The following is a 15,557-nucleotide window of genomic DNA, read 5'->3' as shown; positions in this document are numbered from 1 at the left end:
CCGGAGTGTGGGGGCATGACACAGCGCCAGGGAAACGAAGCAGATGTGATCGTGATCGGCGGCGGCACGGGTGGCTACTCCACCGCTCTGCGCGCCGCGGCCCTCGGCCTCGAGGTCGTCCTCGCCGAGCGCGACAAGGTCGGCGGCACCTGCCTGCACCGCGGCTGCATCCCCAGCAAGGCGATGCTGCACGCCGCCGAACTGGTCGACGGCATCGCGGAGGCCCGTGACCGGTGGGGTGTGAAGGCGAGCGTCGACTCCGTGGACTGGTCCGCGCTGGTGGCCACACGGGACGACATCGTCTCCCGCAATCACAAGGGTGTGGAGGGGCATCTGTCGCACGCCGGGGTCGTAGTGGTGCGCGGCAGCGCGGAGTTGACGAGCCCGAGAACGGTTCGGATCGAAGGGTACGGCGAGGTGAGCGCGCGCCGCGGCATCGTGCTGGCGACCGGGTCCCGGCCCCGGATGCTGCCCGGCCTCCAGGCGGACGGGCACCGCGTGGTCACCAGCGACGACGCCCTCTTCGCACCCGGCCTCCCGCAGTCGGTCCTCGTCCTCGGCGGTGGTGCGATCGGCGTGGAGTACGCCTCGTTCCACCGTTCCATGGGCGCGGAGGTGATCCTCGTCGAGGCCGCAGAGCGACTCGTACCACTCGAAGACGCCGACGTGTCACGGCACCTGACCCGCGGGCTGAAGAAGCGTGGCATCGATGTGCAGGTGGATGCGCGGCTGCTGGAGACCGAGGTACTGGAGAACGGCATACGGGCCACGGTCCGCACCGCCCGCGGCGAGACCCGCGCCGTCGAGGCCGAGCGGCTGCTGGTCGCGGTGGGCCGCGTCCCGGTGACCGACGGCCTCGGCCCGGAGCGGGCCGGACTGGCCGCCGACGAGCGGGGATACGTCGCCCCCGCCGACTGGTCCCGGCTGGAGACCGCCGTCCCCGGCATCCATGTGGTCGGCGATCTGCTGCCGCCGCCCTCACTGGGACTGGCCCACGCCTCGTTCGCGGAAGGGCTGCTGGTCGCCGAGACGCTGGCCGGTCTCTCGTCCCCGCCGGTCGACTACGCCGCGGTCCCCCGGGTCACGTACTCCTCGCCGCAGACCGCGGCAGTAGGTCTGAGCGAGGCGGAGGCGCGCGCCCGCGGTATCGAGGTGAGCGTCAACACCATGCCCCTGACCGCGGTCGCCAAGGGCATGGTGCACGGCCAGGGAGGTGTGGTGAAGGTCGTCGCCGAGCGGGAAGGCCGGGTGCTCGGCGTGCATCTCGTCGGCCCGAACGTCTCCGAGATGATCGCCGAGAGCCAGCTGATCGTCGGGTGGGACGCGGAACCGTCGGACGTGGCCCGGCACATCCACGCCCACCCGACGCTCTCGGAAGCGGTCGGCGAGACGTTCCTGACGCTGGCCGGCCGCGGTCTGCACCAGCAGTGAGGCGGCGCGGAGGCGTCAGCCGACGGACCGCGCGTCAGCCGGTGGTGTGCGCGCCTCAGCCGGCGGAGTTCGCCGTCAGCCGGACCGCCTGCGGCCCTGCGGCCTCCGCGCCCGGCCTGACCGGCCACCAGGACCGCTCGCCGAGCAGCGCCAGCGCGGCCGGCAGGATCAGCGCCCGCAGCACGATCGCGTCGAACAGCACCGCCACCGTGAGCCCGACGGCGATCTGCTTCATCTCGATCCGGTCGATGAAGAGGAAGCTGACGAAGACCGACACCATGATCACGGCGGCGCTGGTGACGACGCTCGCGGAGCCCGCGATCCCGTCGACCACCGCCTGCCGGGTCGGGATGCCTCTGCGTACGGCCTCCCTGACCCGGCTGACCACGAAGATCTGGTAGTCGGTGGAGAGCCCCACCAGGATCGCGAAGACCAGCAGCGGCGTGCGTGAACCGACGAAGCCGACCGACTCGAAGCCGAGCAGCCCCTGTGCCCAGGTCCCCTGGAAGACCAGAGTCAGTACGCCCCAGGAGACCATCACCGCTGCCAGGTTGAGCAGTACGCCGAGAACCGCGAGGACCAGGGAGCGGAAGGCCGCGTACATGACGAGGAGGGTGGCCAGCGAGACGAAGGCGATCACCCAGGGAAGTCGGTTCTCCTGGTGCTCGGCGTAGTCGGCGCCGGCGGCGATCTCGCCGCTGACGGCGAACTCCGCGCCCGTCGTCCGGCCCACCGTGGCCGGGATCAGCTCGTCGCGCAGCCGCTCCAGCGAGCGGGTCGCCTCGTCGGAGTTCTGTGCGTACGGAACCGCCAGCCGCAGCAGCCCGGTGTTTCCGTCCTTGGAGAGGGTCACCTGCGGTGCGCGGTCGTGCGCGAAGAGCGGGTCGCCCTGGGTGCGTTCGGCGAGCTGCCGCAGTCCGGTGGCGGGGTCGTCCGCCTTGAGGAGCACAAGATGGGCGGGCCCCTCGGACGGGTAGGCGTCGGTCAGCCGGTCGTACGCGGCGACTGCCGGCAGGCTGTCGGGGAACGTCTCCTTGCCCTCCGTACCGAGCGTCATGTTGAGCACGGGCAGGGCGAGCGCGGCCGTCGCGGCGACGCCGACGAGCAGGGTGACGAGCGGGCGGCGCATGACGGGCCGCAGCATCGCGGCCCACACACGGCTCTCTCCCGCCTGTGCGGTCCCTCCCGCCTGTCCCGGGCGACGGCGCCGGGTGCCGCGGCGCCCGTCCATGCGTCGGCCCAACGTGGTGAGCAGCGCGGGCAGTACGGTCAGCGATCCGACGACCGCGACCAGCGTGACGAGGATCGCCCCGGTCGCGATGGACGAGAAGATCACGTCGTCCATCAGATAGAGGCCGCCGAGGGCGAGCGCGACGGCGAGCCCGGAGTCGACGATCGCCCGGCCGGAGGTGGCCGCGGCGAGCTCGACCGCCGCTGCGTGGCTGATGGTCCCGCCGCTGCGTTCGCGCTCCTCACGGGCCCGCTTCAGGTAGAAGAGCGAGTAGTCGACGCCGACGGCCATGCCGAGCATGAAGATGACGCTGAGCGCCGCGCCGCCCGCGTCGGGGAAGACCCAGGACGCCATCCCGTACAGGCCCACCGCGCCGGCGAAGGCGGAGAGTGCGAGCAGCACCGGGATACCTGCGGCGAGCACTGCCCCGAAGACGACGAAGAGAATGACGAACGTGACCGGGAGACTGATCATCTCGGTCCGCTGCAGATCCTGCCCCTGCTTGTCGTTGACGCCGTTCGAGATGGACGCGCTGCCGGTCTGCTCGATCCGCAGGTCCTTGTGCGCGCCCTGGACGGCCTCCGTCTGCTTCAGCAGCGCGTCGACGTCCTCCTTGGCGGTCTCCTTGTCCCCGCGCAGGGTCACGGCGACCATCAGCGCCTCACCGCCGCGCGCCCGTTGCGGGTCGGCGACCGAGACGACGGCGGGCAGTCCGTCCATCCGCCGGCCGACCTCACGCGCTGCCGCGTCGGCGGCGGCATCGTCGAGCCTGCCGCCCGGTGCGGTGATGAGGATCTGCTCCACGGGCGCCGGGGTGAGCCCGCTGTGGGCGGCCATCGCCTCGGCGCGGCCCGCCTCGCCGACCCAGAAGTCCTCGAACTTCCCCTTGTTGGTGCCTGCCGCGGCACCCGCGCCGATACACAGCACGACGAACACGAGCCAGCCGACCACCGCCCGCCATGGATGGATGGCGCACCAGCGCGCCGTACGGACCGTGATCGGATTTCTGCCCGGCATGCGGGCACCTCCCCTGGGGACAACTGATCTGCTGTTACGTGATCAGCGTCCCGCCGGGGGTGTATCCAGGTCACTGGTGACCACAGGCGTATCGCCCTGGGGCTGGCCCTACCCCGTGCGTGAGGTTACCCGTTGCCGGTCCCGGTCGGGCCCGCGCGGATTCAGCGCGGATTCAGCGCGGATTCAGCGCGCGGTGAGACGGAAGCTCATCCGTCCGAAGCCCACCATGTCCCCGTCGTGCACCACGACCGATCCGGTCACCCGACGTCCGTTGACGGTGGTGCCGTTGGTCGAGCCGAGGTCGCGCAGGATCCACAGACTGCCCTGCCTGCTCAGCTCGGCGTGCAGGCGCGAGACCGTGTCATGGCTCAGCCGCAGCCCGTTCGCCGGGTCGCGGCCGATCCGCAGGGGGTACGGGGCGGGTTCGGGCAGCAGCAGCGGCGGCAGCTTTTCGGCCTGCCAGGCCCTGCGCAGCCGTACCGAGAACGCGGATATCCTGCCCACCGCGCTGTACAGCCGCCGCGACCAGCGGCTCTCGGTCTCGAGGTCGGCGGTGAGTGCCCGCAGTTCCTCGGACCTGCGGGCGCCGAGAGCCAACTCCATGCGGTGCACGAATGTCTCGTGCGACAGCCTGCCCTGTGCGGCGCCCTCTCTGAGTACATCGAGGACACGGTCGCGCTCGGCATCGGAGAGCCGGGCGGGATACGTGTGGAACTCGAAAGACGACGTCACATTCGAGATTGTCGGGCCGAAGGGGCCGGGGTGTCCAGATGAAGCGGCGTTCCTGTCCGTCCGGCGCGGCTTCTGACCTGCGCGGAAGTATCTGTTCCGCTCTCCGTGGGGAGGTCGCCGCGCGTTCGGACCCGCGATCGGCGGCACCTGGAAATGGGCCCGAAGGGCTCCTGAAAGGCTGAGGAAACCGCTGGACGGCTCCGCCGGTTGCCGTCTAACGTGATCACGACGCCCGAGACCGACGGAAGGAGGCGAGAGCAGTGTCCAACACACCATTCCCGCGCTCCCGCCCCGTCCGCCCGGCGTTCGCTGTCTGACCGGGAGCGCATTCCGCACATCTCTTCCCGGAGGACTTCTCCCATGACCGATCTGGTCATCCGCGCGCTCACCTCGAGCGACGCGCATCTCTTCGACACCCTGCCCGACCCGCTCGGCGTGGGCAGCGCGCTGGCCCTTGCCACACACCGCCCCGACTGGAAGCGGGTCGCACTGCGCGACGGCAAGGTCGTCGCGCGAGCCGCCTGGTGGGGCGGCCCGGACGACGAAAGTCCCGTCAACGTCAACTGGTTCGACGTCGCCGAGGGCGAGGAGGAGGCGGGCGCCGAGCTGCTGCGCACCTCGCCGTTCCAGGTCGAGTACGAACTGATCCTGCCCGCCAACTGGCGCGAGGACCCGGCGGCCCTGGCGGCCGGCGAGGCCAGGACCCGTGCCGCCGCGGCGGCCGGGATGAAGGTCCTGGTGGAGCGGTACCAGTACCGGTGGACACCGGAGTGCCAACTGCCGAAGCGGCCCGGGCGGCTGGAGTTCAGGCCGGAGCCCGACGACGCCGCGTTCCTCGACGCGCTGCGCCGGATCCACTCCGCCACGCTCGACACGCACGCGCTGCGCGCCATCGCCGAGGGGGGCCTGGACCAGGCCGCCCAGGAGGAGCTGGACTTCTTCCACTGGTGCCCCTCGCCGCGCGAGTGGTGGCAGCTCGCCCACACACCGGAGGGTGAGCTGGTCGGCATCCATATCCCGGCGCACAACCCGTCGGGGCCGTGTGTCGGCTTCATCGGGGTCGTACCGGAGCATCGCGGCCACGGCTATGCGTACGACCTGCTCGTGGAGTGCACGCACTTCCTGGCCGAGCAGGGCGCTGAGTTCATCGCGGGCGCGACCGATCAGGGCAACTTCCCGATGGCCGCGAACTTCACCAAGGCCGGGCATCCGGTCGTGCAGGAACGGATCCACTTCGTCCCGGGGTCGTAGGTGGTTCCCAGGGGGTGACTTCGGATCAGGCGAGCCCGGCAAGATCCGAAAGACGCCCCCTGGGTATTGATGACGCGCGGGGGTGTCCGTAAGCTCCGGGCTCCCCCGCGCCACCGGCGCCGGCCGAGCTGATGGCGAGCGGCCCATGCTGACCGAAGAGCCGGAGTCGGAGCCGGGACCGGAGTCGGATTCCGAGCCGCAGTCCGGGCCGGAGTCAGAGCCGCGCACCCGCGTCGGCGGCGGCTGGGTATCCGGTCTCGTCCTGGCCAACCTGGGCCTGTACATGGCCTTCCTCACCCCGATCCAAGTGCTGCTGGCCGAGCAGATCGATGCACTCGCCCCGTCGGGCAAGGAGATCGCGCTCGGCTGGGCGACCGGGGTGGGGGCCCTGGTCGCCGTCGTCGCCAATCCGCTCGCGGGTGCGCTCTCGGACCGTACGCGCGGGCGCTTCGGCCGCCGCCACCCGTGGATCCTGGGCGGTGCGGCGCTGGGCGCGGTGGGGCTCACGGTCACCTCGGTGCAGACGACGGTGGTCGGGGTGACGCTCGGCTGGTGTCTGGCGCAGTTCGGCCTGAACGCCATGCTCGCCGGGACGAACGCCGTCGTGCCCGACCAGGTACCGGTACGCCAACGGGCCGCGGTCTCCGGTTTCATCGGGATCCCGCAGACACTCGGCCTGGTGACCGGCGCACTGCTGGTCACCATGGTGGTGACCGGGATCGCGGCCGGCTATCTACTGCTTGCGGTACTGGTCGTGCTGTGCGCGCTGCCCTTCGTACTCCTGACGCCCGACCCCCAAGTGCCGCTCCGCGCAAGGGAGTCGGTGCGACTGAAGGACTTCTGGGTGAGCCCGCGGGCGCATCCGGATTTCGGGTGGGCCTGGCTCACCCGTTTTCTGGTGATGCTCGGGAACGCGATGGGCACGCTCTATCTGCTGTATTTCCTCAAGGACGCGGTGCACTACGCCGATCCGGACGAGGGCGTACTGATTCTGACGCTGCTCTACACGGCGGGCGTGGTGGTGACCGCGGTGACCGGCGGGATGGTGTCGGACCGGCTGGGGCGGCGCAAGATGTTGGTGGCGGCCGGCTCCGTGGTGATGGCGGCGGCCTCGTTGCTGCTGACGTTCTGGCACACCTGGCCGGTGGCCATGGGCGCGGCGGCACTGCTCGGGCTCGGCTTCGGGGTGTACATCGCGGTCGACCAGGCGCTGATCACTCAGGTGCTGCCGCAGGCGGGCGACCGGGCCAAGGATCTGGGCGTGATCAACATCGCCAACTCGGCCCCGCAGGTCCTCGGCCCGGCGCTGGCCGCGCCGATCGTCGCGTACGCGGGCGGGTACGCCGGGCTGTATCTGACCGCCACCGTGGTGACCGCCCTCGGCGGGGTGCTGGTGTGGAGGATCCGCTCAGTGCCGTGAGGCCGGCCGCTGGGCGGCGATCGCGTCGCGGTACCAGGCGTACGACGCCTTCGGCGTGCGCTCCAGCGTCTCGTAGTCGACGTGGACGAGACCGAAGCGCTGGGCCGCGCCCTCGACCCACTCGATGTTGTCGGTGAGCGACCAGGTGAAGTAGCCGCGTACGTCGACGCCCGCGTCCATCGCCCGGTGCAGCGACCGCAGATGGGCGTCGAGGAAGGCGATACGGCTCTGGTCGTCGAGACCGTCGTAGGAGCAGCCGTTCTCGGTGATGTACACCGGCGGCAGCCGTTTTCCGAACCGGTCCTTGAGGAGGACCAGCAGCTCGCGCAGTCCGTCGGGGACGACCGGCCAGCCGAAGTCGGTGCGCTCGTCGCTCTCGATGTCCCGCAGCCCGAAGGGCAGTCCGGCGGGCATGCCGAGGCCTGCGAACGTGCCGAGGGCGTCCGGCGAAGGCGCGCCGACGAGCATGGGGTGGTAGTAGTTCACGCCGTACCAGTCCAGCGGAGCGGAGATGACGGCGAGGTCCTCGGCGACCGGACCGGGCATCAGGGCGGCGAAGTTCTCGTCGGGGTAGCGGCCGTTCAGGAGCGGCTCGGCGAACATCCAGTTGGTGACCGTGTCGTACAGCTCCGCGCCGAAGCGGTCCTCCTCGCTCGTCCCGGCGGTCCGTACGGGCGAGTGGGAGACGGCGATGCCGATATGGGCCGCTCCCGCGGCGCGCAGCGCCTGGACGGCGAGGCCATGGGCGAGGAGCTGGTGGTGGGCGGCGGGCAGCGCGTCGAAGAGCAGCTGCCTGCCGGGCGCGTGCTCGCCGAGGGCGTAGCCGAGCAGGGTGACCTCGGCCGGTTCGTTGATGGTGATCCACATCGGTACGCGGTCGGCGAGCCGTCCGGCGACGACGGAGGCGTACTCGGCGAAGCGGGCGGCCGTGTCCCGGTTGAGCCAGCCGCCCGCCTCCTCCAGCGGGAGCGGGGTGTCCCAGTGGTAGAGGGTGGGGGCGGGTGTGATGCCGTGGGCGCAGAGTTCGTCGACGAGCCGGTCGTAGAAGTCGAGCCCGGCGGTGTTGACCGGGCCGCTGCCACCGGGGACGACGCGCGGCCAGCTGACCGAGAAGCGGAAGGCGTCCGCGCCGAGTCCGGCGAGCAGGGCGACGTCCTCGCGGTAGCGGGCGTGGAAGCCGGTGCCGCGGGAGGCGTCGGCACCGTCCTTGATCCGGCCCCGGGCGGCGAAGGCGTCCCATCCGGAGGGCCCCTTGCCCTCCGTGTCGGCGGCTCCCTCGGTCTGGAAGGCGGAGGCGGACGCACCCCAGAGGAAACCGGGCGGGAAGGCGGGCAGCGGCGACGACGGCAGCGGCGACATGGTTCGTGACCTTAATGGCCGCAAGGACACCGCTTCCAGACCCCGGTCTTGCCAGGATGGTGGCCGGGCATCGACGAGTGCATCGACGACGAGGGGACCGCCAGTGCTGTTCGAGGTGTGGGCGCCGCAGGCCGAGGACCGGGTCGCGCTGTGGCTGGAGGGCGCGGAGCTTCCCATGGAGCGCGCCGAAGGGCGTGCGGGCTGGTGGAGCACGGAGGCCGAGGCGGCCGGGGGCGCGCGGTACGGCTTCGCTCTGGACGGCGGGCCCGTGCTGCCCGATCCGCGCTCGCGCCGTCAGCCGGAAGGTCCTGACGGCACGAGCGCGGTGGTCGACCCGGGGGCGTACTCCTGGCGGAGCGACTGGGCGGGACGCGGGCTCGGCGGCGCCGTCCTGTACGAGCTGCACATCGGCACGTACACCCGCGAGGGCACGCTGGACGCCGCGGCCGAACGGCTGGGCGAGCTGGCCGATCTGGGGATCACCCATGTCGAGCTGATGCCGCTCTGCCCCTTCCCGGGAGTGCACGGCTGGGGGTACGAGGGTGTGTCGCTGTGGGCGGTGCACGAACCGTACGGCGGCCCGGAGGCGCTCAAGCGCTTTGTCGACACGGCGCACGGCCACGGCCTCGGGGTGGTGCTCGACGTGGTCCACAACCACCTCGGCCCCTCCGGGAACTATCTGCCCGCCTTCGGGCCGTACTTCACCGACACGCACCACACCCCCTGGGGCGCGGCGGTCAACCTCGACGCCCCGGGCTCGGACGAGGTCCGCGCCTATCTGCTGGGGAGCGCACTGGCGTGGCTGCGTGACTTCCGCCTCGACGGGCTGCGTCTGGACGCGGTGCACGCCCTCGCCGACACGCGTGCGCTGCCTTTCCTGGAGGAGCTCTCCACCGCCGTCGACGCGCTCTCCGGCGAACTCGGCCGCCCGCTGGCCCTGATCGCCGAGTCCGATCTGTGCGACCCACGGACCACGTCGCCGCGCCGGGCGGGCGGGCTCGGTCTGCACGCCCAGTGGAACGACGACTTCCATCACGCCCTGCACACCGCTCTGACCGGCGAGTCCCAGGGCTACTACGCCGACTTCGCCACCGCTCCCCTGGCGGCCCTGGGGAAGACCCTCACCCGTGGCTTCTTCCACGACGGCACGTACTCGAGCTTCCGGGGCCGCGTCCACGGCCGGCCCGTCGACGTGACGAGAACCGCCGCGCACCGCTTTCTCGGCTACGCCCAGACGCACGATCAGATCGGCAACCGGGCGCTGGGCGACCGGCTCTCGGCCACTCTCTCCCCCGGGCTGCTGGCCTGCGCGGCGGCGCTGGTGCTGACCGGTCCTTTCACCCCGATGCTGTTCATGGGCGAGGAGTGGGGCGCCCGCACGCCCTGGCAGTTCTTCACGGACCACACCGACCCGGAGCTCGCCGAGGCGGTACGCAGCGGCAGACGGCGGGAGTTCGCGGTGCACGGCTGGGCCGAGGAGCACATTCCCGACCCACAGGATCCGGGGACCCGGGAGCGCTCCTGCCTGGACCGCTCCGAGCGGGACCGGGAGCCGCATGCCCGGCTGCTCGCCTGGCACCGCGACCTGATCGCCCTGCGCCGTACCCAGTCGGATCTGACCGATCCGGATCTGGCGGCGGTGAAGGTGGCGTACGACGACGAGGCGCGCTGGCTGGCGTACCGGCGCGGCGACGCGCGGATCGCGGTCAATCTCGCGAAGGAGCCGGCCGTGATCCCGCTGGGCGGCCGCGGCCGGGTGCTGGCGGCCTGGGAACCGGTCGAACCACCGGGCGCGGACGGCCTGTTGCGTCTGCCGCCGCAGTCGTGTGTCGTCCTGGCCGACGACTGATCCGACGGCGGGAGAACCCCTTGCCTTCGAGCGCGCTCCACCTTCTGCTGTCGCCGTCATGAAGCAACTCGGTCCCGGCCGTTCCGGCGGCGCCGGAGTCACCACGATCCGCGCTGCCCACGTCGCGGCCTACTCCACGACAGCCATCTCGCGCGGGGTGTTGTTGAAGCGGCGGCCGCCGTCCTCGGTGACCGTGACGATGTCCTCGATACGGACGCCGAAGCGGCCCGGGAGATAGATCCCGGGCTCCACGGAGAAGCACATGCCAGGGACGAGCGGCTGCTCCTCACCCTCGATCATGTACGGGGGTTCGTGGGTGGTGACACCGATGCCGTGTCCTGTGCGGTGGATGAAGTTCTTGCCGTACCCGAACTCGGTGATCACCGCGCGCGCCGCACGGTCCACGTCCTGGCACGAGGCCCCCGGCCGTACGGCCCCGAAACCGGCCTGCTGCGCCTCCCGTACGACGTCGTGGACGCGCTGCTCGGCGACGGACGGCTCGCCGACATGGACGGTACGGGAGGTGTCGGAGCCGTAGCCGTGCTTGAGGCCGCCGAAGTCGAGCACGACCATGTCGCCCTCGGCGATGGTGCGATCGCCCGCCTCGTGGTGCGGGTTGGCGCCGTTGGGCCCCGAGCCGACGACCGTGAAGTCGACCTGGGAGTGGCCGAACCGCATGAGCAGCGCGGCGAGATCGGACGCGATGTCCGTCTCCCTGCGACCGGCGAAGCGCACCTGGAGAATCTCGCCGTACACCTCGTCGGCGGCGGCCCCGGCCGCTTCGAGGCGGAGCAGTTCCCGCTCGTCCTTCACCGCCCGCAGCATCGGCAGCGCCTCGGTCAGCGCCACGTACGAGGTGCCGGGCAGTTCCTTCTGCAGTCCGAGCAGGTGCATCGCCCAGGCGTTGTCGCTCACCCCGAAGCGGCCGTCGCCGTCGAGGAGCGGCGCGGTGACGGCGTACGGATCCCTGCCGTCGGTCCAGTCGCGCAGGGTGAGCGCGGACGCGCCCGGGGCCTCCTCGGCGTCCGGTGCCTCGAGCGTGGGGACGACGAGGACCGGGTCGTGGCCTGCGGCGAGGACGAGGAGCGTGAGGCGCTCGGTGGCCGCCGGCCGGTAGCCGGTGAGATACACCAGGTCGGGGCCGGGCGCGACGAGCACGCCCGCGAGCCCCGCGTCGGCGGCGGCCTCGGCGGCGCGGGTCATCCGGGCTCGGTAGTCATCGGCGGTGAAGGGCGCAGGCATCGTGGACATGGAGCCATCCTGCCCCCAGGTCGCGGGAGGGCGCGAGCGTGGGGAGGGCGGGGAGTGCGAGGAGGACGGGGGCTGCGGGGAGTGCAGGGGCTGCGGGGAGGACGGGGGCTGCGGGGAGGGCGGGGAGGGCGCGAGCGCTCAGCCGTCGCCTGTGCCGCGGTCCCGCCTCTCCTGGGCGAGCAGCCGCTCCAGCAGCTCCTGGAAGTCGTCACCGACCACGATCCGCAGGCCCTCGCCGTCCTCCTCGCGGTCGCTGAGCTGCGTGAGCGTGCCCTCGCGCCACCAGTAGACGTACGGGCTGATGGCGCCCGGGGTGTCCTCGAAGCCGGTGGCGGCGAAGGAGGCCATGGCGTTGAGTGCGGAGATCATGCCGGTGTCGTGGATGGCGTGGAAGGCGATCTGGTGGCGGAAGGGCAGCGCCACCAGGGCTCCGTCGGCGGTGAGCTGCTCGCCGGTGACCTGGAGTACCAGGGTGTCCAGCGCCAGGACCCGGCTCGCGGTGTAGAAGGAGTCGCCGAGGACCACCTCGAAGCGCATGCCCTCGGAGTCCTTGACGGTCTCGTGCCCCTCGACGGGCAGCCCTCTGAGGTTGTACAGGGCCTGCTCGCGCAGGTACTGAAGGTCCCCGAGCGGCTCCAGGGCCTCGTCGGTGAGCATCATGACGCTCTCGGGGAGGTCGAGCGCGAGGATCTCGTACAGACCGGGGGCGACCGGACGCGCGTAGGCGAAGTTCTCCCGGTTGAGCCCGTCGGCGCCGATGACGCGGGGGTAGAGCTGGGCGCGGATCTGCTCGGTCGGCAGGGTGTCCAGCGCGGAGGGCGCCTCCATCGTGCGCAGCACCATCCCGACGTGCTGGCGGACCAGTTCGGGCCAGACCCGCGGTCCGCGGTCGTCGTTGTGGCAGACGGCGGCGAGATTGCCGAGCCCGAACTGCCGGCCCCCGCTGTCGGAGACCACATCCGCGTAGACGGTCACCTCCAGGCCCTTCTCGGCGAAGGCTGCCCGCACCTGGGCGCGGAACCGTGCCCCCTCGTCGGCCGAGAAGAAGGAGAACTCGGGGTCCCGGGGTGCATCGCGTCCGTCACGCTTCGGCCCTCGCCGGAACAACCCCACGTCAGCCGCCTTTCACTCGGGTGCCAGGACTCCGAGCGTACCGACCGCGTCCAGCGGGCTACGGGGCCTGTGTGACCACGAAGTCGGCGCGGTTGCGGCCGCGCGCGACCAGCCGGGCGTTGGGCTCGTCGGATTCCTGGACCCAGCGCTCTGCGTACGGCCGCTGCTTCCCGAAGCGCACATGGCGGTCGACGAGGCGGCTCACGCGTACGGCGTCGTCGATCTCCAGGTACCAGACCTCGTCGAGCAGCGGGCGGACCTGTGCCCAGGGGCCTTCGTCGTGCAGGAGGTAGTTCCCCTCGGTGACGACGAGGGGAACGTCGGCGGGGACCGGGATACTGCCGGCGACCGCTTCCTCCAGGGCGCGGTCGAAGGCGGGGGCGTAGACCGTCTCGCCCGGGGCGGGGGCGCGCAGCCGGGCGAGCAGGGCGGCGTACCCGGCGGCGTCGAAGGTGTCGGGGGCGCCCTTGCGGTCGGCGCGGCCGAGGCGCCGGAGCTCGGCCTGGGCGAGGTGGAAGCCGTCCATGGGGACGAGGACGGCGAGTCCGTCGAGGGAGTCGACGAGATGGGCCGCGAGGCTCGACTTCCCGGCCCCGGGGGCTCCAGCGATGCCCAGGACGAGACGGCGGCCGGGGACAGCGAGGTCGCGGACGCGGTACAGGAGGTGCGGTGGGTACTGCGGTCGTGGCGGGGGCGGCGGCGCATGCATGGTGCGCATTGTTCCATCGCGTTGAACCTTCGCCAGTCATACGTATAACGTGGAGTGCATGCCGTACATCGCTCTGATCACCCTCGTCGTCCGTGACTACGACGAGGCCCTCGCCTTCTACACCGGCTCCCTCGGCTTCGAGCTCGTCGAGGACACCGACCGCGGGGACGGTTCGCGCTGGGTGGTGGTCCGCCCGCCCGGTACGGGCCACGGCACCGCGCTGCTGCTGGCCCGCGCCAAGGACGAGGCCGAGCGCGCGAGCGTCGGCGCGCAGACGGGCGGCCGGGTCGGCTTCTTCCTGCACACCGAGGACTTCGCGCGCGATCACGCCCGGATGACGGCGGCGGGTGTCCGCTTCCTGGAGGAGCCGCGGCACGAGACGTACGGCTCGGTCGCGGTCTTCGAGGATCTGTACGGCAACCGCTGGGACCTGCTGCAGCCCAAGTAGCGTTCGGGGGCATGACCGACCGCACCGACCGCACCCTGGAACTGCTCAGGCAGCAGCCGCGCCTGGCCGGACTGGCCGCGTTCCCCTTCCACTTCGACCTCCGGCGGGCCGAGCATGCCGAGGAGGCCGTGCTGGCCTCGGGCGCCACGCTGGAGCCGATAGCCGGCGACGACACCGGCGGCACGTTCTTCGTCTGCGGTGGGGGTCCGGTGCTCTACGCCTCGCCGGACGGACAGGCGGGACTGCTCGGCGACAGCGTCGCGGAGGCGCTCGAGGTGATCGTCGGGCTGCCCGGCTGGTACGACTGTGTGCACCTCGCGCCGGTCGACGGCGAGGAGCGGCTGGTTGCGGAGATCGTGGAGCTGGAGCACGGGATCCGCTCCTCGTACGGGCCTGAACGGGACTCCGGGCGGGCCGAGTTGCGTACGGCTCTGGGGCTGCCGGAGCGCTCCCCCGTCGAGCTGATCGGCCGGCTGCACGGCGCTCTGCTGCGTACCGATCCGGATCATGTGCTGCTCAGCGCACGGGAGTTGATGGCATACAAGGTGCTGCACGACCGTGTGCGTACGCCGCTGCGGGACGTCGTCCTCGCCCCGGGCCGGGCCGACCTGGCCCGGATGCGGGCGGACCGCGCGCCCTGGGACACGGTGGCCGGCGAGGCGGTGCGCCGGGCGACGGTGCTGCGGGCCGCGCAGTACGACCGGCGGGACGGTGATCTCCCGTTGCTGCGCCGCCTGTTGAGGGCCGAGGCCGAGGCCGGGAACATGAGTGAGGAACTGCGGCTCGCGGCGGTGCTGATCGCCGTGCACGGACTGGCGGAGGATCTGCCGCTGCTCCACGCGGTCCGCGAGACGAGCCCGCACATCCGGAGCGGGCTGTGGGAGCTGCCGGGGGCACCTGCCCCGATGGCGGCATGGGCGCGCTCGCTGGACATCGCGCGCTTCGGGCAGGACCCCGCGCAGGAGCCGGAGTTCACCTGGACCGGCCTGGCCCGCCGTCAGGGGCGAAGCGAGCATGTCCGGATCGCGCTGATCCGCATGCTGGACGACACCGGGCCGGACGCGGAACGGCTGAGCGCGCTGAGCCGTGAGCTGGAGCAGCTCGGCGCCTTCGCGCAGGCCGCGCGGGCACAGCGCAATGTGGTGTCGCTCAAGGACACGGCGTGGGACCGGGCGATGGCGGGCCACAGCCTGGCCCGGCTGGAGAGGAGTGCGGGCGATCTGGCGGCCGCGTGGCGGGCGCTGGGGCGGGTGCGGACGGCGATCGGTGTCGACAAACCCGGTCCGCTCGGTGTCGACAAGCCTGGTCCGCGGCCCGTCGGCTCCGGGAAACAGCCCGGGTCGGCGCGGGGGCTCGAGGCGCCCCCGAAGGACACGACGGCCGAGCAGTGGCACCGGCTCGGCCTGGGCCAGACGATCGTCAAGGAGCATCTGCGGCTCGTCCTGAGCGCCGTCGAGTCGGGCGAGAGGGACCTCGCCCTGGAGGCCATGGCGCACACCAAGGTCCTCCTCACACTGATCGGCAAGGAGTTCCACAGAAAGAACCGCGAGGAGCTCAATGCCCTGTCCCGGGAAGCGAAGTGGGCCGTAGCCCAGCTGAAGAACCGCGCGGCCGCGGCGGAGTGAGCGGTCCCCGGCCTCCGCCCCTCCCCCGGCCCTCCCCTCGGCCTCCCCCTCCGGCGACGGCCACCCTCCGCGCGCGTGCTTACCCGACCGGTCTGTTGATCTGAGCATGGGTACTCAGGCC

12 protein-coding genes are annotated in these 15,557 nt (G+C 71.8%); 6 read left to right on the top strand and 6 right to left on the bottom strand.

Going from position 1 to position 15,557, the window contains the following annotated elements; translation table 11 throughout:
* Positions 1–15: 15 nt before the first annotated feature.
* Positions 16–1,431, top strand: a complete 1,416-nt coding sequence (lpdA, locus tag OG883_RS09020) for a dihydrolipoyl dehydrogenase (RefSeq protein ID WP_266537404.1) — start codon at positions 16–18, stop codon at positions 1,429–1,431.
* A gap of 55 nt (positions 1,432–1,486) precedes the next feature.
* Here the strand turns inward: lpdA and OG883_RS09015 are convergent, their stop codons facing one another.
* Together OG883_RS09015 and OG883_RS09010 are read right to left on the bottom strand one after the other, a co-directional pair.
* Complete coding sequence (locus OG883_RS09015; protein ID WP_266537401.1) at positions 1,487–3,679, bottom strand: MMPL family transporter; 2,193 nt, start codon at positions 3,677–3,679, stop codon at positions 1,487–1,489.
* A gap of 183 nt (positions 3,680–3,862) precedes the next feature.
* Positions 3,863–4,411, bottom strand: coding sequence for a DUF1707 and FHA domain-containing protein (locus tag OG883_RS09010; RefSeq protein ID WP_266537400.1), 549 nt, complete (start codon positions 4,409–4,411; stop codon positions 3,863–3,865).
* 360 nt (positions 4,412–4,771) lie between these two features.
* Between OG883_RS09010 and OG883_RS09005 the strand changes: the two genes are divergently transcribed.
* Both OG883_RS09005 and OG883_RS09000 read left to right on the top strand, forming a co-directional pair.
* Entirely contained in the window at positions 4,772–5,662 is an 891-nt protein-coding gene (locus tag OG883_RS09005) for a GNAT family N-acetyltransferase (RefSeq protein ID WP_266537398.1), read from the top strand.
* Positions 5,663–5,807: 145 nt separating this feature from the next.
* Positions 5,808–7,082 carry an MFS transporter gene (locus OG883_RS09000; RefSeq protein ID WP_266537395.1) on the top strand — a complete coding sequence of 425 codons (1,275 nt, stop codon included), beginning with the start codon at positions 5,808–5,810 and terminating at the stop codon, positions 7,080–7,082.
* On the opposite strand, the gene OG883_RS08995 is transcribed toward OG883_RS09000, so the two are convergent.
* On the bottom strand, positions 7,071–8,441 hold the full coding sequence (locus OG883_RS08995) for a GH1 family beta-glucosidase (RefSeq protein ID WP_266537392.1): 1,371 nt from the start codon (positions 8,439–8,441) through the stop codon (positions 7,071–7,073). The two genes, OG883_RS09000 and OG883_RS08995, sit on opposite strands and share 12 nt — an antisense overlap.
* A 103-nt stretch (positions 8,442–8,544) precedes the next feature.
* On the opposite strand from OG883_RS08995, the gene treZ reads away from it, so the two are divergent.
* A complete protein-coding gene (gene treZ / locus OG883_RS08990; protein WP_266537389.1) occupies positions 8,545–10,290 on the top strand; it encodes a malto-oligosyltrehalose trehalohydrolase in 1,746 nt (581 codons plus the stop codon).
* 129 nt (positions 10,291–10,419) lie between these two features.
* On the opposite strand, the gene OG883_RS08985 is transcribed toward treZ, so the two are convergent.
* From OG883_RS08985 to OG883_RS08975, 3 genes are all read right to left on the bottom strand, one after another.
* Positions 10,420–11,541: an aminopeptidase P family protein gene (locus OG883_RS08985; protein ID WP_266537387.1), complete on the bottom strand. Its 1,122-nt coding sequence runs from the start codon at positions 11,539–11,541 to the stop codon at positions 10,420–10,422.
* A gap of 138 nt (positions 11,542–11,679) precedes the next feature.
* The gene (locus OG883_RS08980) at positions 11,680–12,654 is read right to left on the bottom strand and encodes a hypothetical protein (RefSeq protein WP_266537385.1); all 975 of its coding nucleotides are present in this window, start codon (positions 12,652–12,654) and stop codon (positions 11,680–11,682) included.
* A gap of 58 nt (positions 12,655–12,712) precedes the next feature.
* A complete protein-coding gene (locus tag OG883_RS08975; RefSeq protein WP_266537383.1) occupies positions 12,713–13,363 on the bottom strand; it encodes a nucleoside/nucleotide kinase family protein in 651 nt (216 codons plus the stop codon).
* Between the two features lie 58 nt (positions 13,364–13,421).
* Between OG883_RS08975 and OG883_RS08970 the strand changes: the two genes are divergently transcribed.
* Positions 13,422–13,811 (top strand): VOC family protein, encoded by a 390-nt coding sequence (locus OG883_RS08970; RefSeq protein WP_266537381.1) that lies wholly within the window; start codon positions 13,422–13,424, stop codon positions 13,809–13,811.
* A gap of 11 nt (positions 13,812–13,822) precedes the next feature.
* Positions 13,823–15,436, top strand: a complete 1,614-nt coding sequence (locus OG883_RS08965; RefSeq protein ID WP_266537379.1) for a hypothetical protein — start codon at positions 13,823–13,825, stop codon at positions 15,434–15,436.
* Positions 15,437–15,557 lie beyond the last annotated feature (121 nt).

Source organism: Streptomyces sp. NBC_01142 (assembly GCF_026341125.1).
In the GTDB taxonomy this organism is placed as follows: Bacteria; Actinomycetota; Actinomycetes; order Streptomycetales; family Streptomycetaceae; genus Streptomyces.
This window is presented reverse-complemented; position numbering and strand designations above follow the sequence as displayed.